The organism is Streptomyces colonosanans, assembly GCF_001866645.1.
GTDB classification, from domain to species: domain Bacteria; phylum Actinomycetota; class Actinomycetes; order Streptomycetales; family Streptomycetaceae; genus Streptomyces; species Streptomyces colonosanans.
Genome location: NZ_MLYP01000085.1, coordinates 1 through 22135, shown reverse-complemented (window position 1 = coordinate 22135; position 22135 = coordinate 1). Strand labels below are relative to the sequence as shown.

General features: G+C 68.6%; 24 protein-coding genes and 2 pseudogenes. 16 read left to right on the top strand and 10 right to left on the bottom strand.

Annotated elements, in window-relative coordinates; genetic code table 11:
- Positions 1–15: 15 nt before the first annotated feature.
- Positions 16–1281: an amidohydrolase family protein gene (locus BIV24_RS27940; protein ID WP_071369246.1), complete on the bottom strand. Its 1266-nt coding sequence runs from the start codon at positions 1279–1281 to the stop codon at positions 16–18.
- A gap of 175 nt (positions 1282–1456) precedes the next feature.
- On the opposite strand from BIV24_RS27940, the gene BIV24_RS27935 reads away from it, so the two are divergent.
- Entirely contained in the window at positions 1457–2176 is a 720-nt protein-coding gene (locus BIV24_RS27935) for a GntR family transcriptional regulator (protein ID WP_071369245.1), read from the top strand.
- Positions 2177–2554: 378 nt separating this feature from the next.
- Here BIV24_RS27935 and map read toward each other — a convergent pair whose 3' ends face one another.
- Entirely contained in the window at positions 2555–3295 is a 741-nt protein-coding gene (gene map / locus BIV24_RS27930) for a type I methionyl aminopeptidase (protein ID WP_281247776.1), read from the bottom strand.
- A gap of 580 nt (positions 3296–3875) precedes the next feature.
- Here map and BIV24_RS27925 point away from each other — a divergent pair.
- The 5 genes and pseudogenes from BIV24_RS27925 (at position 3876) to BIV24_RS27910 (ending at position 6589) form a co-directional block, all read left to right on the top strand.
- Positions 3876–4574 carry a DUF4232 domain-containing protein gene (locus BIV24_RS27925; protein WP_071369244.1) on the top strand — a complete coding sequence of 233 codons (699 nt, stop codon included), beginning with the start codon at positions 3876–3878 and terminating at the stop codon, positions 4572–4574.
- A 221-nt stretch (positions 4575–4795) separates the two neighbouring features.
- On the top strand, positions 4796–4948 hold the full coding sequence (locus BIV24_RS34625) for a hypothetical protein (RefSeq protein WP_177198839.1): 153 nt from the start codon (positions 4796–4798) through the stop codon (positions 4946–4948).
- A 322-nt stretch (positions 4949–5270) separates the two neighbouring features.
- Positions 5271–5732, top strand: coding sequence for a pyridoxamine 5'-phosphate oxidase family protein (locus tag BIV24_RS27920; protein WP_071369243.1), 462 nt, complete (start codon positions 5271–5273; stop codon positions 5730–5732).
- 272 nt (positions 5733–6004) lie between these two features.
- Positions 6005–6282, top strand: a pseudogene (locus BIV24_RS27915) (hypothetical protein); the annotation flags it as partial.
- Between the two features lie 82 nt (positions 6283–6364).
- Positions 6365–6589: a hypothetical protein gene (locus BIV24_RS27910; RefSeq protein WP_071369242.1), complete on the top strand. Its 225-nt coding sequence runs from the start codon at positions 6365–6367 to the stop codon at positions 6587–6589.
- A 234-nt stretch (positions 6590–6823) separates the two neighbouring features.
- Here BIV24_RS27910 and BIV24_RS27905 read toward each other — a convergent pair whose 3' ends face one another.
- Positions 6824–7453 (bottom strand): LUD domain-containing protein, encoded by a 630-nt coding sequence (locus BIV24_RS27905; RefSeq protein WP_071369241.1) that lies wholly within the window; start codon positions 7451–7453, stop codon positions 6824–6826.
- Positions 7454–7776: 323 nt separating this feature from the next.
- On the opposite strand from BIV24_RS27905, the gene BIV24_RS27900 reads away from it, so the two are divergent.
- The 3 genes from BIV24_RS27900 (at position 7777) to BIV24_RS27895 (ending at position 8748) form a co-directional block, all read left to right on the top strand.
- A complete protein-coding gene (locus tag BIV24_RS27900) occupies positions 7777–8064 on the top strand; it encodes a hypothetical protein (protein WP_143064676.1) in 288 nt (95 codons plus the stop codon).
- Positions 8065–8200: 136 nt separating this feature from the next.
- Positions 8201–8365 (top strand): MFS transporter, encoded by a 165-nt coding sequence (locus BIV24_RS34005; protein ID WP_143064675.1) that lies wholly within the window; start codon positions 8201–8203, stop codon positions 8363–8365.
- Positions 8366–8409: 44 nt separating this feature from the next.
- On the top strand, positions 8410–8748 hold the full coding sequence (locus BIV24_RS27895) for a YciI family protein (protein WP_071369239.1): 339 nt from the start codon (positions 8410–8412) through the stop codon (positions 8746–8748).
- Between the two features lie 117 nt (positions 8749–8865).
- Here the strand turns inward: BIV24_RS27895 and BIV24_RS32615 are convergent, their stop codons facing one another.
- From BIV24_RS32615 to BIV24_RS27885, 3 genes are all read right to left on the bottom strand, one after another.
- The gene (locus tag BIV24_RS32615) at positions 8866–9087 is read right to left on the bottom strand and encodes a YbdD/YjiX family protein (RefSeq protein ID WP_079168578.1); all 222 of its coding nucleotides are present in this window, start codon (positions 9085–9087) and stop codon (positions 8866–8868) included.
- A complete protein-coding gene (locus tag BIV24_RS27890) occupies positions 9084–11138 on the bottom strand; it encodes a carbon starvation CstA family protein (protein ID WP_245766974.1) in 2055 nt (684 codons plus the stop codon). The genes BIV24_RS32615 and BIV24_RS27890 overlap by 4 nt, the downstream gene beginning before the upstream one ends.
- A 200-nt stretch (positions 11139–11338) precedes the next feature.
- Positions 11339–11521, bottom strand: a complete 183-nt coding sequence (locus BIV24_RS27885) for a DUF3311 domain-containing protein (RefSeq protein WP_281247775.1) — start codon at positions 11519–11521, stop codon at positions 11339–11341.
- 417 nt (positions 11522–11938) lie between these two features.
- On the opposite strand from BIV24_RS27885, the gene BIV24_RS27880 reads away from it, so the two are divergent.
- From BIV24_RS27880 to BIV24_RS27870, 3 genes are all read left to right on the top strand, one after another.
- Complete coding sequence (locus BIV24_RS27880) at positions 11939–13072, top strand: sodium:solute symporter family transporter (RefSeq protein WP_071369236.1); 1134 nt, start codon at positions 11939–11941, stop codon at positions 13070–13072.
- Between the two features lie 123 nt (positions 13073–13195).
- Positions 13196–13735 (top strand): RNA polymerase sigma factor, encoded by a 540-nt coding sequence (locus BIV24_RS27875; RefSeq protein WP_245766963.1) that lies wholly within the window; start codon positions 13196–13198, stop codon positions 13733–13735.
- Positions 13732–13992: a hypothetical protein gene (locus tag BIV24_RS27870; RefSeq protein WP_245766962.1), complete on the top strand. Its 261-nt coding sequence runs from the start codon at positions 13732–13734 to the stop codon at positions 13990–13992. The genes BIV24_RS27875 and BIV24_RS27870 overlap by 4 nt, the downstream gene beginning before the upstream one ends.
- A gap of 66 nt (positions 13993–14058) precedes the next feature.
- Here the strand turns inward: BIV24_RS27870 and BIV24_RS27865 are convergent, their stop codons facing one another.
- Complete coding sequence (locus tag BIV24_RS27865) at positions 14059–15477, bottom strand: aminotransferase class V-fold PLP-dependent enzyme (RefSeq protein ID WP_177198840.1); 1419 nt, start codon at positions 15475–15477, stop codon at positions 14059–14061.
- A gap of 23 nt (positions 15478–15500) precedes the next feature.
- On the bottom strand, positions 15501–15761 hold the full coding sequence (locus BIV24_RS36300) for a Rid family hydrolase (RefSeq protein ID WP_342745290.1): 261 nt from the start codon (positions 15759–15761) through the stop codon (positions 15501–15503).
- Between the two features lie 717 nt (positions 15762–16478).
- Between BIV24_RS36300 and BIV24_RS27855 the strand changes: the two genes are divergently transcribed.
- Complete coding sequence (locus BIV24_RS27855) at positions 16479–16661, top strand: hypothetical protein (RefSeq protein WP_071369235.1); 183 nt, start codon at positions 16479–16481, stop codon at positions 16659–16661.
- Positions 16662–16885: 224 nt separating this feature from the next.
- Here BIV24_RS27855 and BIV24_RS27850 read toward each other — a convergent pair whose 3' ends face one another.
- A complete protein-coding gene (locus BIV24_RS27850) occupies positions 16886–17998 on the bottom strand; it encodes a quinone oxidoreductase family protein (protein ID WP_071369234.1) in 1113 nt (370 codons plus the stop codon).
- A 599-nt stretch (positions 17999–18597) separates the two neighbouring features.
- Here BIV24_RS27850 and BIV24_RS27845 point away from each other — a divergent pair.
- From BIV24_RS27845 to BIV24_RS27835, 3 genes and pseudogenes are all read left to right on the top strand, one after another.
- The gene (locus BIV24_RS27845; RefSeq protein WP_071369233.1) at positions 18598–19290 is read left to right on the top strand and encodes a DUF899 domain-containing protein; all 693 of its coding nucleotides are present in this window, start codon (positions 18598–18600) and stop codon (positions 19288–19290) included.
- Positions 19291–19626: 336 nt separating this feature from the next.
- Positions 19627–20611 (top strand): annotated as a pseudogene (locus BIV24_RS27840) (MFS transporter); the annotation flags it as partial.
- A 173-nt stretch (positions 20612–20784) separates the two neighbouring features.
- On the top strand, positions 20785–21006 hold the full coding sequence (locus BIV24_RS27835) for a hypothetical protein (RefSeq protein WP_079168576.1): 222 nt from the start codon (positions 20785–20787) through the stop codon (positions 21004–21006).
- Positions 21007–21243: 237 nt separating this feature from the next.
- On the opposite strand, the gene BIV24_RS27830 is transcribed toward BIV24_RS27835, so the two are convergent.
- Entirely contained in the window at positions 21244–21996 is a 753-nt protein-coding gene (locus tag BIV24_RS27830) for an SMI1/KNR4 family protein (RefSeq protein ID WP_071369232.1), read from the bottom strand.
- Positions 21997–22135: the final 139 nt, after the last annotated feature.

The following is a 22135-nucleotide window of genomic DNA, read 5'->3' as shown; positions in this document are numbered from 1 at the left end:
ACCCGGCCGGCGGCGCTACCAGGCACGCTGGACACCTGGCTGGGGAGCCGGCAGATCCGGCACCGGGCAGTTGTCGGTCGCCACCACCCGGCCGGCGTGGGTCACGAGCAGGCGCCGGGGGTGCGCGGCGACCGCCTCGGCGACGCTGCCTGCGGCGACAGCGACGAGGTCCGCGCGGCTCCCCGGCCGCAGCCCGTAGCGGTCCAGGCCCAGGGCAGCGGCGGCCTCTGTGGTGACGAGCGAGGCCGCGGTGTGCAATTCGTCGTCGGTCATGAGGTCGGAGCGCAGGCCGATGATGGTCGCCCGTTCCAGCATGTCGCCGGTGCCGTAGGGCCACCAGGCGTCGCGGATGTTGTCGGAGCCGGCGAAGATGCGGACGCCTGCCTCGCGCAGCCGCAGTACCGGCGGTATGGGTCCGGCCGGCCCATTGGTGAGGATGGACACCTCCGCCCCCGCGAGCTCCTTCGCCGTACGGGCGAAAGTGGCGTCCTCGACGTCGCCCAGGCAGTAGGCATGACTGACGGTGACGCGGCCGCCCATGCCGAGCGCCCTGGTCCGGGCGGCGATCGCGCGCAGCTGCGCGGCTCCCACCTCGCCGGGGTCGTGCAGATGGATGTCGACGCCGACGCCGTGTCGCTCGGCGAGCCCGAAGACGACGTCGAGTTGCCCCTCGACATCACCATCGAAGCCATGGGGGTCGAGGCCGCCGACGAGGTCGGCGCCTTCGCGCAGCGCCGCGTCCAGCAGGTCGGGGACGCCGGGCGCGGCGACCACCCCACTCTGCGGAAAGGCCACGATCTGCAGGGTGATGAGATCACGGACGTTTTCCCTGACCTCCAGCAATGCGTGCAGGTTCGCCAGGCGGGACTGCGGGTCGATGTCGACGTGCGAGCGGGCATGCCCGGTGCCGTGCTCCACCATGCGGTGGACCAGCTCCAGGGCGCGCTCGGTGACGGGAGTGGTGAGCCGCCGACGGGTGTCGAGCTCGGCGGTGACCCGGTCGCGGATCGTGCTGCCCACCATGTGGGGCTGCCAGGGGACTCCGAGGAACGTCTTGTCCAGGTGGCAGTGGCCGTCCACGAAAGCGGGCAGCAACAGTGCGCCGGCCAGTTCGATCCGGTCGTCGCCGACGCTGCCGGTCGTTTCGGTGGGTGCGTCACCGGGTGTGACGCGCTCGTGGACGGCTGCGATGTGACCGTCGCGCAGGGACACGTCCGCGCGCCGGCCGTCCGGCAGCGTGACGTTGGTCAGTACGACGGGGGACGAAGGGCTGCTGTGCATGCGGCTTTCCGAAGGTGTGAGGGGCGACTAGGGCTGTCCCGGCTTGTGTCGACGCGACTGCGCCGTGGACTGAAGCGGCACGCTACTTGGTATACCGAATACCATGCAAGGGGTCCGTTCGCCGGGCGGGCACTAGGATGACGCGGGAACAGCGGCGGCCGGCGGAAGGCGCGAAATGACGGAGAGCACGCGACGCACCAGCATCGGTGCGGGGGACAAGTCCCTGCGTGACCAGGTGTACGAGGCGCTGCGCGAACGCATCATCGAAGGGGAACTCGAGCCCGGCCGGCGGGTCGTCGAGCGCGATCTGGCCGCCGAGTTCGAGGTCTCCCGCATTCCGGTGCGTGAGGCCATGCAGCGGCTGGAGGCGGAGGGCTTCCTCACCACCCAGCCCCGCCGCGGTGCAGTCGTCTCCCGGGTAGGGGTGGAGGACGCCGCCCACTTCTTCGACGTCCGCGAATCTCTCGAAGCGCTCGCCGCGGACCTTGCCGCACGGCACACCGACGCGGCCGGTCTGCGGCGGCTGGAGCAGCTGCTCGTTCGCGCCCGCCGGGCCACCGAGCGCGGGCGAGCCCGGGACGTCGCAGCGCTTAATGCCGACTTCCACCGCCAGATCGTGGTCCTGTCCGGCAACCCGCTGCTCCAGGACCTCATGCAGCCGCTGGACGGGCGGCTGCGCCGGCTCTTCCGGCTGACGGCCGAGCCCGGTGACGGCCCACTGATGTGCGGTGAGCACGAAGAACTGTTCCATGCTCTGCAGGCGGGCGACCCGCAGACCGCTGCCCGCCTCGCCAGACGACATGTCGCCAACACCCGCGCGGCAGCCCTGAAGATGCTCGCCGACCGCGCCGCGGGTCAGGAAGAGCAGCCCCAGGCCGCCGTCGGCTCTCGGTGAGCGGACGTCTCACGCCGACCGCCTGCGCCACGGCCTGCCGTGTGTCACCTCCTCGCGACTGGGCGAGCGCGGCCCGCGGGCGGGGGCGGGGCTTGCGGCGCGCCAGGCGTGCACGCTGGATACGGAAGCGGCTCCCCCTGCTTGTATCGGTAGTGGCAGCTGCCTTCCGCCATCTGCTTCTGCACGGTGTACGTCGCCTGCGGGCCTGCACCGCCGGGGAGCGTCGGCGTGGACGGGTCGCGAAGAGGCACGTGGCTGGGCAGATGCTCCCCACCGTGCTGTCGACCTACCCGGGCGACCTTTCACCGCTGTGACCAGCGGGGGTGCCGTAGGGCATCGAACGGTCCGGCCCCGGATCCGGCAGCGTCGGGGAGAACGTCAGGGCAGGGTCAGGACGCGGGGGCCCTGGTCGGTGATGGCGACGGTGTGCTCGATGTGGGCGACCCTGCTGCCGTCGGTGGTGCGCAGGGTCCAGCCATCGCTATCGGTGCGGTAGGTGTTCTGCCCGCCGGCCATGAGCATGGGTTCGATGGCGAGGACCAGGCCGTGGCGGAGGGGGAAGCCACGGCCGGGGCGGCCGCGGTTGGGGACGTGGGGGTCTTCGTGCATGCGGCGGCCGATGCCGTGGCCGCCGAAATCGGCGGGCATGCCGCAGCCCGCCTTGCGGGCGACGGTGTCGATGGCGTGGGAGATGTCGCCGATGCGACTGCCCACCTGGGCGGCGGCGATGCCGGCGTCGAGGGCTTGCTGGGTGGCGTCGATCAGATCGAGGTCGCCGGGGCGTGGCGTTCCGACGGTGAAGGTGATGGCCGCGTCGCCTGTCCAGCCGTCGAGTTGGGCGCCGCAGTCGATGCTCACCAGGTCGCCGTCGCGCAGCCGGTAGCCGGTGGGGATGCCGTGCGACACGGCGTCGTTGACGGACGTGCAGATCACGGCCGGGAAAGCGACCGGGGCGAAGGACGGCCGGTATCCGAGGAACGGGGAGCCGGCTCCGGCCTCGGCCAGAACTGACCGGGCCGCTTCGTCCAGTTCTTGCAGGGGCACCCCCACGCCGGCTGCTTCTCGGGCTGCGGCCAGGGCGTGGGCTACCACACGTCCGGCTTCCCTCATCGCGTCCAATGCGGCATCGGTATGGCCTTGAACCGCTGCCTCAGCCTGAGGGCGTCAAGGAGGCGCTGCTCGTGCGTGGCGAGGTTCGGGCCGTCGTCCTGAAGTGCGAGTCCGAGGATGACTACGATCTGGCCCGCGAAGCATGAGCAGCGAGAAGTGAACGCCCCGAGTCGTCTGTACTTGGGCAGCTTGGAGGACGCCCCGCCTGGATTCAGGGAGACGAAACCCCGTCCTGTCCCTCATGCGCCCACACGATGCCGTTCATCGTCCAGCTCGAGGAAGGCCCGGATCACACCACCGCCATGAATTTCGGCGGCCTCGGCAGTGCCTACGCGTTCGCCTGCGAGCCGTGTTGTCGAGCGTTGTTCCTGTGGCAGTGCTGAGGCGGACTCGGCGATCTCGAACTTTCACGCGAGAGCCGGCCGGTTGAGCTGCGGCGACGGGGTGAGATGGTGACTGTTACATATTCCGGACAATCTTCTCCCTATATCCCAGAACTCTCTCCTGAGGCAGTGCGTCTCACTTTCCGTAAGTCGTACTCGACACAGGGAGTGCCGGACGAAGGTCCGGCACTGGAGAAGAGGGAACCATGACCGCCAAGCTCAACCGCGCCGCTCGCTGCACCGCCGCCGTACTGGCCGTCATCGCCGTCGGCGCCGGGGCCACCGCATGCGACGCGCCCTCCTCCCGCGCCGACGCACGCTCAGGTGCGGCGAAGGACTCGTCGTCCGGCCAACAGGGCGGCTCGCAGGACACGGCCCAGCACTCCTCCGCGGCCGACGTGAAGAAGACTGCCCGGCAAGGTTCGCGGACCGACGCCGTGAACGTCTCCTCCGCCACCACCAGCAAGCGATGCCACACCGGCGAACTGCGCTACAGCTGGGGCTCCGCGCACGGTGGCGCCCCGGACATGAACGACACCACCGACCAGCAGATCGCGGCGATCCGGCTGAAGAACAGCGGTGGACGCACCTGCACCCTGCGCGGCTTCCCGGGAGTCCGCCTGATCAGCAAGTCCGGCGACGCCTGGGACCTGCGCCGCTCCGCGGACAAGCCGAGCACCATCACCCTGCGGCCCGGCGACGACACAGCCCTGATCACCATGAGCATCCTGCCGGTCGCCAAGAACGACCCGGACACCAAGCCGTTCGTGCCGAGCAAGGTCCTGATCACCCCACCCAACGAGACGTCGCACGTCACCCTCGACTGGCCCTACGGCGGCGCCATCCTGGACCAGTCCGGCGCCACCCACCCCGGCACCTTCGTCAACTCGATCAGCGTGGGCTGAACCCACCACGCCCCACCAGCCACCGGCATTCATCAGCACCTCTACGCCGAGACTCTGTTCATCACCGGCAGCGCGAAGGTGTTCCGGGAGACCGCCCGGCACTTCCTCGACGTTGCGCGAAACGGTCCCGGCTACGTCCCCGTCCACCCGAGCCACCCGCACTTCTGCACTTCTGCACACAGCTTCACACCAACGACGGCGTTCTCGGCAACGTACGCGAGATGCACATCGAGCTCTGGTTCACCTTCGCCGGCTACAGCAGGCCCGGGGAGCAAGACCTTGGCTCCTACGGCGTTGTCCGGATGCTCGACGAGATCCGCTGGGAACCGAAGAAGGTATTCCACACGATGGCGGCCAGATACCAACGTAGCTGACCCAGTGAAACCGTGACGACGATTGACGCCGCCCCGTCGACTGGCTCGCGAGGCGTCGGGCGAGCGGTCGGCGGGCACTGCGCCGGGGCCGGCAGGACGTGGTCGTCTTCGGCCGCGCGTTCGTGGCGCGGAAGGGAGCGGGCCGCCGCCGGAGCGCTTCTGCGGCGGCCCGCCGAATACGTGTGGCTGAGCGTTTGAGTTGGCCACCTGAGCACCCCGGTCGACCGTCCCCAAGCCCGTGGGGCTGAGGAAGTCATAGGCCTCTGGCAGTAGGTCCCGGGCCTCATGTGCGCATCGAGCATGCTGGCTAGGGTCGACACTCATGCAGAACACGGAGATCGTTCGCCGCCAGGCGACGGAACGCAGGCGCGACACTCTTGAACGGCTTGTCACCGAGAGGGATGTATGGGTATCGACGGCTCATCCCGATTACGGGCCGCATCAGGTGCCTCTGTGGTTCTTGTGGGATGGGCGAGCGGTGTGGATGTGCACGAGCGCCACCTCTGTGACTGCGCGGAACGTCCGTAGAGAGCCGCGCGTGCGCCTGGGACTGCCGGACACCTTCGATGTGGTGCTTCTCCAGGGTGAGGCGGAGTGCTTCCCGGACCAAGGGGTGCCCAACGATGCAGCGGAGGCATTCGCCGACAAGTTCGGCTGGGACCCGCGTACGGAGGAGGGATCCTTCCTGTATATGCGCGTGGTGCCGAAGACTGTGCGCGCTTGGCGCGGTACGCCGGAACTACGCGGCAGAGTCATCATGCGCGACGGAACATGGCTGGACTAGCCGTCCTCCCCACCAGGAGCCCTCTGGAAGTTGGATCCCAAGCCCGCCCCCTCAATTCGAACAAGCAGGGAGGCTACACAGGCACCCACGGCTCTCGACTTGACCGCTTGGCACCGTGAGGTGTCTACCGCCCTGCGACCACCCGAGCCCGCGCGGAACAGCAAACTGCCGGCTGCCCTCGCACCATCGGACGGTAGGGCCGTGATCCGCCTGGGGCAGGATGAGCTCCATGGCACAGCAGATCTTGCCCCCGTCGGAGTCCTGGCGCCGGCTGGAAGAAGTCCTACTGGCACGACTTCGACTACGTCATCGCCATCGACTACAACCGCGTCAGGGCACCGCGCCGAACAACCCGGCCCGTCCGCAAGGGCAGTCGGGGGGCGGCAGCATCTGGCTGCACATGGATCACGGCAGCGGCACGTCGGCGTGTGTCGGCCAGTCCAAGGCGGACATGGAGTACCTGCTGCGCACCCTCGATCCCAGGCTCCACCCCGTCGTGGTGATGGGCGACAGCACGGAGCCGAAGGGCTTGCCCGGCCGGGCAAGCTGAGCGCGCTCCGGTCCGGCGTCGGCGCGCGGTCGCGGAGCGATGGCAGGCGCCGACGCCGAGGGCCGTCTCCTACACTCGCGGGATGAACGACTACACGTGCACCCACTGCGGCACCGTCGGTCTGATGGAGGGTTTCATCGAGGACGCCGGCGACCACTCGCGCGGGTACGCGCGCTGGATCGAGGGCGCGTTGGAGCGGGGGATCTTAGGGGGCGCCAAGCGGATGGGCCGGCCCCGGCGGCAGATAGAGGCGTACCGCTGCCCTGAGTGCGGGCACCTGGAACTGTTCGCCACCGGCGAGGTGTAGTCGGTCCTCGTCCGCTCCGAACGCCCGTACTGGTAGGACCCCCCGCCTTCGCGTCGCGGCTCTCGGACGCGCGTGAACGTTAGGGCGGGCGGGTCGCCAGGTGGCGCCGGCCGGTTCCTTGATCGTGGTGTTGATGCGGTTGAAGAAGTCGGTCAGGCTGATCATGAGGTGATCGCGGAGAGTTGTTCCTCGTTGAAGGGGAGCCAGCTGCCGCGCAGCCGGCTCCTGGTGGTGTCAGAATCCGATGGCTTCGCGAAGCAGCAGAACGGTGCCGCGCCCCGGGTGGGGTTCTGCGTTGAGGATGAGCATGCGGTTGAGGGAACTGGGCACCCCGTAGGCCTTCATGCAGCGCTCGTTTTCCAGCGGGACGCAGTGGTCTTCGATGCGTTGCAGCGCGGTGCTCAGGTCGGGCACCACCTTCTGCGCTCCGACGACCCAGATCACGCGGGGCGCGGCGCCCGCGTAGCCGGCCAGCTGGCTTCCGCTGGCCGAGGCGGCCACAAGGGAGCCGGTCTCGGTGACCGCGGCGACGCTGCCCACCATGACGTCGGGGCAAGCGAGCATCCGCCAGATCTCGGTCAATTGGGTGGCGCGGTCCATGGACGAGCTGCGTGCCTTGACGGAGTCGTATCGCCCGCTGCTGTTGATGTCCGCATCGATACCGGACAGGCGGAGGGTCTCGCTGGCCCCGGTGAACACAGTGGTTCCCTCGGGAATCAGGTCCTTGATGCGGGCCCGCGCGGCGGCGGCGTCATCGAGGATCTCGACGGCGAAATTTTTTTCCCGCAGCGCGCCGGCCACTCGCTCCAGGCGCTCGGCGGGCGCCGGTTCGATGAACAGTGTTGCCGGAACCGGGATAGTCATGGTGCCTCCAGGCTGATCATGCATGTCAGGTCATAGCGAGCAGACGCTGCCGTCCGGCGCGATCACCGGGCACGAAGAAGCGGGTCATGGTGCTGCCCGCGCCTCCTGCTCGCTGAGCGATGTGTTCGTCTCGTCAGTACGACAAGACACCCCGTCGGAATGTGAGGCGAGACGCCTCTACGCCGCCTCGGGCGTGACTGTGAAGGCGGGTAATTCGGGACCCGAACTCCCTGACCGGGCACCGCATCTCCGGCCTCCGGGGTTGGCGCCGTCCCTCGTGACGCGCGGCGGGCGGCGGGCGGCCACGGTCGACCGTGCAGCGCGTGTTGCACACGGCTGGCGAAGGCGCCCTGGCCCACCCGGCGGGTCAGCCCGAAGTCGGCGGGAGGCGGATCGCTCCCTGGGCGGCGATCGTCCCCGCAGCCGTCGGCGGCCTTGGCGCGACCGCGTTCTGGGCGCCCGTGCTGCTGAGCTGGTTCGGTGTGGGTGGCTCGGCCGGGTTCAGCGGTGGTGGCTGGGAAGTACTGGCCCGTGTGTGCAACGCCCCCGGGATGCTGTGGGGCCCGCTCGTCCTGGTCCTGACCTACGTCTGCTACGTGCGCCGCTGCTGACCCGTCAAGTACCACGGCTACAGCACCGGTTCGGTGGCCTCCTGACAGCGTGGCCCATGGTGCGGTGTGCAGCGGTCGGCGACTTGGTCATGCAGATGGTGGCAGACCGGCGGCCACCGCAGCGGTCATCACGACCGTGCTCAACGATCAGCAGCTAGCCGCGTACGGGTGGCGGATCGCGTTCGGACTGTGTGGGCTGCTGGGCATCGCAGGGCTGTGGATGCGCAGCCGGATCGATGAGACCGAGCAGTTCGCGGCGGTGGCCCGGGAGGGACCTGGCGAAGGGAGGCTTTCGTCGTAGGGTGGAAGGCGGCCGAAGGCGGCCAACGGCCAAGGGAGCCATGTATGACGCGGTACCTGATCTCGTTTGATGACGGCGCGATGACTTTCCCCGAGGAGGAGTTGCCCGAGGTGGCCGAGGCCTCACTCAAGGTGGTGCGTGAGGCTCAGGACGCCGCTGTGTGGGTCTTCGGTGGTGGACTGGAAAGGCAGCAGGCGAGCGTCGTGGCCATCGACGGGACCGTCACCAACGGCCCGTACCCGGAGACCAAGGCGGTGCTCGGCGGGTTTGCGGTCATCGATGTGCCCTCACGCGAGGACGCGCTGGAGTGGGCTGCCAAGCTCGCTGCCGCGTGCCGCTGTGCGCAAGAGGTCCGCGAGATCCTGCCCGACCCGACCGTCTGATCGAAGACGGCCCGCCGCGGCTGGGCCCGGTTCGGAAGCGGGCCACTGCAGTTGGCCGGCGGAAGCGCCCCCGGGGCAGGGTCGGTATGCCCTTGCCCCGGGGGCTCCAGGGTTCCGTCAGCAGCAGCGGCTCTGGGGGTTGGCTTCGCGGTGGCGGGAGCGGTGGCGTTCGTAGTCCCGCCGGGTCGGCACCGGTTCGCCGGGATGTTGCTCCTCGTGCCGTCGGCAGTGGCGTTCGTAGTCCGCCGTGCCCGAGATCTCCCAAAAGTACCAGCGGACGCCCCGTAGCAGCCGGGTCAGGGGGCCGAGGAGCGTGGCCGCTCTGCTTTGCGCCCTCATTCCCGCTCGGCCTGGCTCGTGGACGCGCCGACCAGCGCCTTGGAGCGGGCCGCCGGGACGATGATCGTGGACTCCACGTACGGGGTCTCCGCCGTCGGCAGCGGCTGCACGGACCGTACGGCCCGGACACAGATCACGGCTGCGTGGCCGATCACGAACGTGACCAGCACGAGGAAGACGGCCATGATGACGCCGTCCACTGTGGAGTTGAGCACCACCGTCTTCATGTCGTCGAGCGACTTCGCCGGGGCGAGGATCTTCCCGTCGTCGAGTGCGTCCGCGTACAGCTGACGCTGAGCGAAGAAGCCGATCTTCGGGTTGCTGTCGAAGATCTTCTGCCAGCCGGCGGTGAACGTGACGGACACGTCCCACACCAGCGGGATGCCCGTGACCCACGCCCAGCGCAGTTTTCCGGCCTTGATGAGCAGGGTCGTACCCACGGTCAGCGCGATGGCCGCGAGCAGTTGGTTGGCGATGCCGAACAGCGGGAAGAGCTGGTTGATCCCGCCGAGCGGGTCCGTGGCACCGACGTAGAGGAAGTAGCCCCACAGGCCGACGATGACGGCGCTGGTGATCCAGATGCCCGGCTTCCAGGTGACCCGGCCGATCGGCTTCCAGACGTTGCCGAGCATGTCCTGGAGCATGAAGCGGCCGACCCGGGTGCCGGCGTCCACCGTGGTGAGGATGAACAGCGCCTCGAACATGATCGCGAAGTGGTACCAGAACGCCTTCATGGCGTGCCCACCGAACACTCCGGAGAAGATCTCCGCCATGCCGAACGCGAGGGTGGGCGCACCGCCGGTGCGGGCGATCAGGCTCTGCTCCTCGACCGAGTGGGCGGCCGCCGCCAGGTCGCCCGGGCTGATGGTGAAGCCGAGGTGCGCGACCGCCTGGGAGGCGCTTTCCACCGTGGTGCCGAGCAATCCTGCCGGGGCGTTCATCGCGTAGTACAGGCCGGGGTCGAGCACGGAGGCCGCGACGAGTGCCATCACGGCGACGAACGACTCCATGAGCATTGCGCCGTAGCCGATGAGCCGGACCTGCGATTCCTTCTGGATGAGCTTGGGGGTGGTGCCGGAGGACACGAGCGCATGGAAGCCGGACAGGGCACCGCAGGCGATCGTGATGAACAGGAACGGGAACAGCGCCCCGGCGAAGACCGGCCCGGTACCCGAGGAGGCGAACGGGCTCACGGCGTCGTTCTTCAGCATGGGCGCGGTGACCACGACGCCGACCGCGAGCAGCACGATCGTGCCGATCTTCATAAAGGTCGACAGATAGTCACGCGGCGCCAGCAGCATCCACACCGGCAGCACCGAGGCGACGAAGCCGTAGCCGACGAGGCAGAAGACCAGGGTGGTCGGCGCCCAGGTGAACGTCTCCGCCCAGGAGGAGTTCTCGACCCATCCGCCGCCGGCGATCGCGAACAGCAGGAGGGCGACACCGATGAGGCTGGACTCGATGACCCGGCCGGGCCTCAGGTAGCGCAGGTAGAAGCCCATGAACAGGGCGATGGGGATGGTCATCGTCACCGAGAAGGTGCCCCAGGGCGATGCCGCCAACGCGTTGACGACCACAAGGGCCAACACGGCCAATATGATGATCATGATGGCTAGGACGGCTATCAGCGCCGCGGTGCCGCCCACCCGGCCGATCTCGTCGCGGGCCATCTGACCGAGGCTCTTCCCGTCCCGCCGCATGGAGATGAAGAGCACCACCATGTCCTGGACGGCTCCGGCGAATATCACGCCGACCACGATCCAGATGGTGCCCGGAAGGTAACCCATCTGCGCCGCCATGACGGGCCCGACGAGCGGCCCGGCGCCCGCGATGGCGGCGAAGTGATGGCCGAACAGCACGCGTCGGTCGGTGGGCTGGTAGTCGATTCCGTCCTCGAGGCGCTCGGCGGGTGTGGCCCGGCGGTCGTCGAGTTCCAGGACCCGGCGGGCGATGAAGCGCGAGTAGAAACGGTAGGCGATCGCGTACGAGCCGAGCGCTGCCACGACCAGCCAGATGGCGGAGATCTTCTCGCCCCTGGCCAGAGCGACCATGCCCCAGGCGATGGCGCCGACCAAGGCGACGCCCGTCCATATCAGGATCGTTTTCGGTGTGGGGAGCGCGCTGCGGGCGCCGTTGACAGACACGGTTGCTCCAGATGTTCGGGGACGACTTTTGGGCGTCTCAGGAGGTGGGGGTCGAGGAGGAGTTGCCGTGGCCCGACTACTGGTTGACAGGAAATGTTCAATCTCTCTCAGTCCCGCGCTTCCGTAGGGCGCGCCCGTCTCCTCCCGAGCCGCCGGAGGGCGAAGGCACCGAGCAACACTGCGGCTCCCAGCAGCACACATGCGAACTGGTACCAGTAAAAGAGGGGCCGGCCGAGCAGCCGCGGTTCCGTCCTCATGTACAGGGGCGCGGGCAATGGCCCGAAGAACACAGCCGCCAGGCAGAGCCGGCCGGCCACTCGTGCTGCAGCTCTACCGCCTGAGTCACCGTCACATGCCCGGTTTTCGAAGGGCTTTTTCCAGACACACGCCGATGCCTCCCCTCTTCCCGTCACGAACGTTGTCTGGGCAGGTGGTAGGCCCACATCGGACGTGAACACCTCGACGCCACCGCTCTGTTCTTTGGCTGGAATGAACGGTCAGGGGCGAGTTCCTCTCCGCGCTGATGACTGTCCGGCCTGATGACGGCCTCCCGGCATGGGGTCTGCGTCCGGTAGTTGCGTATGGGCCCGCGAGGGTTTACCGCGACAGGGCCGGTTTCCACCCGACGGCGTTCCTCGCTGCGATTCCGGGTTGGGGATCACCGCTCCGCCGACCGGACATCAGGTCATTTCGAGCGTGGAGGAGTCATGAACAACCTCGCCCCTGTGATCACCTGTGCGGCTGTCCTTCTCGTCGCCTCGGCGATCGCGCTGTGGGGTGGCCGCTTCGCCTCGACCGGCTCCGGAGTCAGCACGGACCTCGAGGACTGGGCCCTGGCCGACCGCCGGCATGGCGGCGGTCTCATCTGGTGCTTGCTCGGCGGCGCCATATACACCGCGTACACGTTCACGGCCGTGCCGGCAGCGGTCTTCACATCCGGCGGCATCGGCTTCTACGCTCTTCCCTACACGGTGATCATCTGCGCTATCGCCTTCGTTCTCCTGCCTCGTCTGGCAGCGACGGCGCGAGCCCACGGGCACGTCACCATCGCGGACTTTGTGCGGGTGCGATACGGGTCGCCGTTGCTCGCGCTCGCCGTCTCCCTCACCGGAATCTTCGCGACGATGCCGTACATCGCCCTGCAACTGCTTGGCCTGCGAGCCGTGCTCAGTGTGCTGGGCATCCGGCCGGACGGGCTGGTGGGCGACGCGGCGCTCACTGCCGTGTTCGCGGTGCTCGGCATCTCCACCTATCGGTACGGGCTGCGCGCGCCGACACTCGTATCGGTCGTCAAGGCGGTGCTGGTCATCGGCTCGACGCTCACCATCGGTTCCCTCGTCCTCGCCCGCCTCGGGTCACCAGCGACCGTGTTCGCTCGTGCCGACGCCGCGTTCGCGGCGACCGACGGTGCCGTCGCGCTCGTGCCGGATCCGTCGCTGGCACCGGCGTACATTTCCCTCGCCCTCGGCTCGGCGCTCGCCCTGTTCGCCTTCCCACACGTCCTGCTGGTGGCCTTCTCCGCCCGCACAGACGGCGTACTGCGCCGGTCGTCCGTCACCCTGCACGGCTGGACGGCGATGCTCGGACTGTTCGCACTGTTCGGTATCGCGGCGCTTGCGTCGGGCGCTGGTGAACCAAGGAGGGTTCTCCTCCCTGGTACGGCTCTCGTTCGGCCCGGTGGAAGTCCAGGTTTACGCGGGTGTGGTCGGCCTCGCCGTCAATCTCGCGATCGTGGCGCTGACGAGCCCGCTGCTGAATCGACTGGGCGTGCCACGCGGACTGCCTGGAGTACTGAGGCCGGCCGACGTCGTGCGCAAGGATGGGGTGCGGTCGTGAGATGAACCGACAAGCCCTGGCACCGAGCAGGCGGCCCTGCGACGGCGGTCGAGAGCACTTCCGGAGGCGCCGGCAGCGCCCTGGCCGAGGGCGCTGCCGGCTTCTCGCCCGGGCCGGAAACCGCCGGTGTGCCGCAGCCCCTTGCGGCCGGTACCGAGCCCGGCGTTGACCTGCGCGACGTGGAACGCGAGACGGCGATGATCCGCCTGTTCGATGGCCATCACGCCCAACTGGTCCGCTTGGCCGTGCTATTGGGTGCCGAGCAGGACGCCGAGGACGTCGTCGCCGAGGCTTTCTGTGTGCTGCACAGCCGCTGGTACCGACTTCGTGCACCGGAGGCGGCACCCGCGTACCTTCGTTCCGTGGTGTGCAATCTCGTGCGGATACGCATACGGCGCCTTCAGGTCTCGCGGCGCCATGCGGATGTGGAGCTGTTCCACATCGCCTCCGCCGAGTCGACCGCGCTGCTGCACGAGGACCAGCGGCAGGTGGTCGACGCGCTGAAGAACCTGCCTACCCGGCAGCGGGAGGCGCTGGTACTGCGGTACTGGATGGACCTGAAGGAGAGGGAGATAGCCGAGGCGATGGGTATCAGTACGGGTGCGGTCAAATCGCATATCTTCCGCGGCATGCATGCGCTGTCGCGTGCCATGGAGAGCCATCGATGAGTGTGGACGACCCTGAGGCCCGGCTACGCGACACCCTCGACTCGCTGGCCTCGACAGTAGTGCCGTCCCCGGACGCCTATGCCAGGGCCCGTACGGAGTGGCAGCGCCGGGACCGGCGCCGGCGGCTGGTCATGCTCGCGCTGGCGGTGCTGATCGTGGCCGTCGCCGACGTGGTGGGGCTCTGGGCGCTGCACTCCCTTGCCGAACCGGACCGGACGCCACGCCATGAACGGATCGACGTGATCGTCCAGCCCTGAGGCGCAGACGCCACGGGGCCGCGGAACGAACTCCGCGGTCCCGTGGCGTCCGGCGGAAGCCTCAGCTCAGCTCATCTCGCCCGACAGCCGCCACAACGCGTCGACGACCCGCTCCACGTCCTCCTTCTGGTGGAAAAGGTGCGTGGACACCCGGACCGCCTGGTGGGACCTGGCCGAGCCGATCACCGGGAAGTCACTGGTGCGGATCACGATCCCGTACTCGTCCTTGAGCCGCGCGACGAGCGCTGACGCCTTCTCTGCGTCGTGGACGTCACGCGGGTCGCGGAATGGCGCGAAGGAGGTGAGCGCGCACACCAGCCGAGGGTCGTCCTTCGGCGAGTACAGGGAGTTCACGCCCCAGCGCTCGACGATCAGCTCCTTCAGGTAGCCGGAGAGCCCGAGGACATGGTCCTGGATCCTGGTACGGCCAATACCGTCCCAGACCTCGCAGGCGCTGCGTACACCGGCCATGATCGCGATGCTGCTGTTGCCGATGGACTGCATCTTCGAGGCTATGTCGTAGCTCGCTGTCCCGCCGCTCGAGCGCGGCGGCAGACCCCCCTCGGGGTAGCCGCTGGACACCACGGGCCAGAACTCGGGCAGCGGGTTGGGGTTGTAGCGCGGCAGTACCTTGTTGCGGATGTAGAGGACGTCGGTGCCACCCGGCCCGCACTGCCACTTCGCTGCCGATCCGGCGAGGAAGTCGACCCCCAACTCGCGGAAGTTGTAGGCCATCATGCCGGGTATGTGCGCGCCGTCGACGATGCTGATCAGCCCGTGGTCCTGCGCGAGCTTCGCCAGCATCGGGATGGGCAGCATGGTGCCGGTCTTGTAGGTGGGGGCGGAGAACAGCAGAACCTTGGTACGCGAGGTGATGGCCCGGCGGAACAACTCGACGTAGTCCTCCGCGCGTTGGTCGTTGCCGACCGGCATGGCCACCCGCTTGATCACGACCCCGTACCGGTCCCGCGCCTGCGCCATGGGCGCATTTCCGCCGGAGTGCTCATGGTTGGTGGTGAGGATCTCGTCGCCCTCCTTCAGGGCGAGACCGGCCAGTATCTTCGACATGCCGTCGCTGGTGTTGTGCGAGATGACGAGTTCGTCGGGGTCGCACCCGTAACCACGGGCCACCACCGCCCGTACATCGGCGAAGTCGCTGTAGGCGGAGAGGGCACCGGCAGCCACCTCCCGGTGCATCCGGTCGAGGGTGTCGAGCACCTCACGGGGCGGCGACCCGACGGTGCCGACGTTCATGAACAGCACCTTTTTGTCCAGCACGAACAGGCGCTTCACAGCGCTCCAGTACTGCGGCGAGGAGGGCGGCGGCAGCGCGGCGGACGTCGCGCCCTCGGCAGGGGCGGCCACGGCCGGGGCGGCACCGACCGCCCCAATACCGACGGACGCGGCACCGGCGCCCAGCAGTCCGACGAATCCGCGTCGGGAAACCCCGGTGTTCTTACGGGTGTTCAGTCTTGGCACGGCCATTCCCATGTCCCTTCGGTGAGGTCTCAACGGACGGCGATCGCGGAAATCTCGACTTTCGCGTCACGCGGCACTCGCGCGACCTCGACGGTGGCCCGGGCGGGCGGGGCGGAGGTGCCGAAGAACTCGGCGTAGGCGGCGTTGAAACGAGCGAAATCGTCGAGATCGGCGAGATAGACAGTGGTGCTGACCACATGACTGAGCGACATGTGGTCGGCCTTCAGCACAGCCTCGACATTGCGCAGCGCCTGCCGCGTCTGCTCCTCGACGGAGGCCTCGGCGGGGATGGTTCCCGTCTTCGGGTCGAGGGGCAGCTGCCGGAGACGAAGGTGAGGCTTCCGGCGGAAATCCCCTGCGAGTAGGGCCCGATGGCAGCGGGAGCGTCGGACGTGGCGAGTACTCGGTGCCGCCCGCTCTGATCAGCCGTGGCAGAGGCCCCGCCGACTCCGCCGACCAGCACAGCGGCCCCGCCCAGGGCGACCAGCGCCTGCCGGAGCCGGCGGCGTCGGCCGCCTGCATGGGGCGGGGCGTGGGAATCGGAATGGTGCGATGTCGTCACGACTACCCTCCAGCTTGTCAACACGTACGCCTGCACGGCGTGTTGCTCCTTTGTTGCGGGAGGAAGCGGGAAGGTTTACAGGGGTACGCGGAAGCGGATCGGGCCGGATCCGAGCGGCCGCTGTGGATGCTGTGGCAGGCGAGCAGGAGAACAGGTGGTGTGGGCGCAGGCGTCGTGACGAAGAACGCGGCTGCGTAACGCCGATTCCCAGCCTTGCCGACCCGCCCGGGGCGGCGGGGCCCACGTCCCGGACGACCTTGCCAAGAAGCGCTGCACCTCCTGGCAGACGCAGCGCCACTCGCGAGTCGATCAGCAGGCGGTTCACGAGATCGCGTCCGGTCACTTCGATCGGACGGGGTCCCGGCGTGTGTGTGCCGATGCGGCGCTGCCAGGGCGCCTTCGACAGGGGCGTCCGGATCACCTCGGCGGTGGAGCTGCAGGCGGCATGTACCACACGACCCACCGGATCACCGCAGCAGGTCTCGGTGAGCCGGTCATCCTGTGGATCGCTCCCGCGCCGGAGCGTCAGTCCGTCTCCGCGCGGGAGCTCCTGCGCAACGAGTACACCACCGTTCCTTACCTCTCCAGCATCTCGGACCTGGTACCGCACGTCCTCGCGGCCGACTGATCGCAGGAGATCACCGGCCGGGATGAGGCAATGCCACCTCGCCCGTGTACCAGCTCCCGAGCGGCTCGGCGCTCACGAGCGAGATGACGCAACGCGCGAAGACGTCCAGGATTCCGGTACCCCACGACACGGCCGCCGGCGTGCCCCGGTGACAAGTCACGCAGGATCCGGCCGTAAGCCCGACTCGGCACGCCATCCACCGGGTGAACCCGCGTCGTTGCTGGTCAGCGCGAAGCGCCCAGGGCCAGGTCGCGATCCACGATCACCGCCACCTTGCCCACTACGCCATGGCCCGCCTGCAGCGACTGCAGTCCCGCATTGATCGCCTCGACGGTGCTGTCGATGGTCTGGTCGATGTGCGGGACCACAAGTCCCTGCGCCGCCCACTCCATCGCCAGAGCCATCCCGCGCTGGAGAAAAGCGCGCGCCTCGCTGTCGAGCCTGGCGGGTTCGGAGAAGTAGCGCAGCAGATTGACGTTGACGTGCTCGGCGCCGCGCTCGGCCAGGATGGCATCCACCGGGCTTTGCGTTTCGGCCAGGCGCGTCGTCTTGCCGGGGCCGACGCCGAGCACGATCCAGTTGCCGCCCCGCCGGACGGTCTTCGCGGTCTCGACAAAGCCCCGCTCGCTGTAGGTGGCGTCGAAGACTAGGTCAACACCCTCGCCGCCGGTCAGCTTGGCGATTTCGGCGGCAATGTCGTCGCGCTTGTAATCGAAAACGTGGTGGGCGCCGGACTGCCGGGCCAGTGCGATTGATTGTGGCGTGCTGCCGCTGCTGATGACCAGTCCGGCCCCCAGGGGACGCGCCGCCATCTGCACGGCGAGGTGCCCGACGCCGCCCCCACCGCCCGGGATATAGACCGTGTCACCGGCCTGGACCGTCCGGTAAAGGCCCGCGAAAGCGGACAGGAAGGCCATCGGAAGCACCGCTGCATCGGGGAAGCTCAGGGACGTCGGCTTGTGGACGGTGAGGAATTGGTGTGCGAGGGCATAACCACCTTCGCTCCCGCCGGTTGCGACCCAGCCGCCATCACCGTTCAAATCGGCCATGGCGGCTACCGCGTCGCCGACGCCTACGCCACTCACACCATCGCCCACGTCGACCACCACTCCCGCGAGGTCAAGACCGAGAACGACGGGGGGCGTCCGTCCCATGAAATTGAGGTCGGCCAGCTTGTACTCCAGTGGATTCAGCGACGAGGCGGCGATGCGGATCAGGACCTGGTCAGCCGCCGGGCGCGGGACGGGAACACGCACCGCCTCGAGCGGCAGCCCTGCTCGGTCCCTTGTGTAACCGACGCCGAGAAACGTCTCCGGAATCTTCTTGGTCTGCTTCATGACGCTGCCACCTCGCAACCACTCGTGGAAAGAAACACTCGCCGCCAGAAGCTGTCCCCGAACCACTGTTTCCGAATGCCGCGGGCCTGCACGGTGTCGCCAATGGGACGGCAGCCAGGCAACCGGCTGCGCGAGGACGCACGGGGCCTGGCTTCGACGAAGAGCGGTACAAGCAAAGGAATACCATCAAGCGGGCGATCAACCAGCTCAAGCGGTCCCAGGCCGTGTCTACCCGCTACGACTGTGGGTGAGGTTCGGCGCTTCATGGCTGTCGAGCTCCGGCATCTCGACTTCCTGCCGCATATCCATGACATGCAGATACTCGGCCGGCTTCGCCAAGGCCGCTCCGGCTGGGCCGATCTGGGCAAGCAAAGCCGAGGCGACAACAGCGACCTGTCGAAGGATCCACTCAATGTCCAGGCCAGCAGCTGTGGCTCCCGCCCCCGCGATAGGAGAGTCTGCGGTCCGGCTGCGCGACCGCCTCGGCTCGCCCACCGGAACGCCGTCGGCACCCGGCGTCGGCGACCGATGAGTTCCGGGGCCCGGTGAGGTCTACCTCCGCGTAAGCGAAAACTGCGCACGAGCTCTGTGAGGGGACCATGACCACCCACGCACTACCACCCGTCGTCGACACCGCAACTTGGGAGCGCCGGCTCGAGGCACTGCGTGCCCGGGAGAAGGCCGCGACACGGGAGCTTGACGCCATCGCCGCCGAGCGCCGTCGCCTGCCGATGGTCGAGATGCCCGATTACACCCTCGAGGGAGAGGAGGGCCTCGTTCGGCTGGCGGACGTCTTCGAAGGCAAGAGGCAACTGATCGTCTACAACCACATGTGGTTCCCGGGCAAGGAATGGCAGTGCCCGGGCTGCACGGGGTTCACCTCGCAGTACACCCGCCTGGAGTTCCTGGACAACTACGATGCGCGATTCGTCATCGTCACCCAGGGCCCGATCGATGAGGCGCTCGCCTACAAGCAACGGGTCGGCAACCAGATGGCGTGGTACTCGACTGCCAACAGCTCATTCGGGGCCGACGTCGGCGCACCGCCCGACGGGGGATTCGCGGTCAACGTGTTCCTGCGCGACGGCGATACCGTCTATCGCACCTGGCACACCAGCGGTCGGGGGGTCGAGCAGCTCAGTCACACCTTCGCGCTGATCGATGTCCTACCGTACGGGCGGCAGGAAGAATGGCAGGACTCGCCCGAGGGCTGGCCTCAGTCGCCCACCTACAGCCGGTGGGCGACGTCCAAAGACATCGCTGCGCTCTACGGCTCGGGCTCCGGCGGCTGAGGCGACGGCTCGGCGGACTTCGGCATCCTCGAGGACACTCGCACGGCGGGGAACGGGCCGAGTTGTACGGAGCGTTGCGGGCGTACGGCGATCCCGAGTGCGCAGAATCAGACGGCGTTCAACGGGTTCCCGGCTCCCTCCTGGCGGATGCCGGACGGTGACGGGCCCTTCGTCACGCCTCCGGGGTTCGAGCACTGCACGTCGACCGCGACTACCTGCACGTGGCGCGAGGTCGGCTGACACAGCCTGGGCGCCGGCAGGTGAAGCAGGAAGGGGGCCGGCCCACAGGGCCGGCCCCCCGAGAGAAACGGCCAGGCGGTGGGCTCACCCCTGTTCGCGGCGCTGCTGACGATCCCCGCCGCGTTCGCGCTCGGCGCGCTCACCTTCGTCCAGCTCCTCCTGGTCTCGGTCGTCGTCGCGGCGGCCGACATCACCTTCCGCGCCGCCTCCGGCGCGTACCTGAAGACGCTGCTGCCGGCCGAGGACCTGCTCGTCGCCAACGCCCGGTTCGAGTCCACGGCCTGGACGACCACGATCATCGGACCGCCGCTGGGCGGTGCCGCGATCGGGCTCCTCGGTCCGGTGGTGACGGTGGTGGCCGACGCGGTCAGCTACCTGTTCTCGGCCCTGGGCATCCGCGCGACGGGCGGCCAGGAGCCGCGGCCCGAGCGCCGGGAGGCCGCGCGCATGCGGGCCGGGGACCTGCTCGACGGTTGGCGGTACATCCTCGCCGACGCGACGCTGCGTCCGCTGTTCTTCAACACCGCCTTGCTCCGGCCTGGTGATGGCCACCCAGCCGCTGATGGCCGTCCTGATGCTCGGCCGAATCGGGTTCGCACCGTGGCAGTACAGCCTCGCCTTCGCCGCGCCCTCGATCGGCGGGCTGCTCGGTTCGCGGCTGGCCCGACCGCTCGTCACCCGGTTCGGGCAGCACCAGGTCCTGATCGCGGTCGGGGCGCTGCGCGCGATCTGGTCCGTCGGCCTGGCCTTCCTGGGGCTGGGCATCGGAGGGCTGCTGCTGGTGATGGGCGTCGAGCTCGGGCTCATCTTCTGCTGCGGGGTCTTCAATCCCGTCTACGCCACCTACCGCCTCGAACGCACCGCGACCGACCGTGTCACCCGCACGCTGACCGCCTGGTCGGTGACGACCAAGGCCTCGACCGCCCTCCTGACGGCCGCATGGGGCGTGCTGGGCGGCCTGCTCGGCCCGCGCACGGCCATCGGCCTGGCCGGCGCACTCCTGCTGGCGACCCCGCTGCTGCTCCCCCGACGCGCCGCGGCGCCCCTCGCCGAGCCGGAGTCGGCACCGAACCGCGCCTGAGGGCCACCACGGATCCTGCGCATCGCCGACCCGCAGGGCGCCTACCTCACCGGGCAGATCCGCACGACCGACGGAGGGCTCGAACTGTCCTGAATCCGGCCCGAGTACCACGGCCGTCTGAACCACCGGCACCGGACCAGCAACGGCTGCGGCCGTGGACCGGCGTCCGGTGGGTGGCTGTCGCGAACTCGCCAGAACCCACGCACGCGGTGGGTGCGGACCAAGGCTTCGAGCAGGCGGTGCAGTCTCTGCTGCGGCATCGCGCGTACCTCGAGGCGTTGACCGACGAGGACCCCGAGACGTACGTACGCCGTTTCCTGACCACGAGCACCCATGCACACAGCGCGCGGTTCGGCGGAGAACCGGCCGTCGTGTTCGAACTGTTCAGCCGCTGACTGCTCGGCCGGGGCCCAGATGCGGACGAAGATCGACGAGCCTGCGAGCTTGTACGCGTAGGCCGAGGAGAAGGCGCAGTAGTCGGTGGCGCAGGGCACCCGCGCACGACCGCCGGTCTGGGTGGGGGCCGGGGTGCCGTAGTTGTTCGGCCACCGCGTCGTGTTGATCGTTGCGCTGCTGAAGTTGTCGACGAGAAGTTCGATGGAGCCGGGCTCCGGGCCAGGCCGGCGCTGTGGTCAGCCGCGGGCCGCCAGCCTGTCAGCCACGCGTGCGAGGTAGCGGGCGACGGTTTCCCCTCCCGACGTGGGCACGTCCATCAGGCCCCAGCGGCCGACCTTCCCCGTCTCGCTGTCGAGGAAGAGCCCGGCGGACGCGTCCTCCGGATTGTCCGCCGTGAAAGGTATCCAGGTACGGGGCCACTCACCGGACAAGGTCATCGTGGCGTGCACGGCGAGGGCCTGGTCGATCTGGAGCAGCCCTTCGCTGTCGAGGAAGGTGTTCATGTCCTCCCACTCCTCCTCGTCCCCGACCAGCAGCGCCGGCAGCGGCCGACCACCTCGTTCCCACAACCACTGGATCTGTTGTGGCAGCGAGGATCCGAGCATCTCCGTGTAATCCGGCTCCTGGCCGAAGTCTGCTGGGGCTGGCGGCTCCGGGTACAGCTCGCTCTCCGCCCCCCTGTCCCACAGCCATCGCAGCCTGGTAGGCAGAGAGGACGCCAGCATCTCCTGGTACCCGACCATAGCCTGAAACGTCGTCAGGTGCCCGGGCATCTCGTAGGTACCGTTGTGCAGCAGCCACAGCGCTTTCAGCTCGTCCGGCAGGGGGCAACCGACGACCTGCTCGGCGCTGTCCAACTGTTCCCAGGCCGCGGGCGGTCGGAGCGTCGCGCGCGACATGGGGGCGTGCGCCTGCAACCACGTCTCTATGCGGTCCCACGCCGCTGTCACGGCAGTCCCACCAGCCAGGTCATCGTGGTCGTGCATCATGCAGGCGACACTACTGCCGCGGCAGGCGACGTTCGCCCCGTCGCGACGCCCGGCACGCTCCCCCAAGCTCTTCGAGCAGGGGGAGCACCACTCGCCGCACCGGCCGAAAGCCCAAGTACGTCCAGTACGAGGGCTTCCG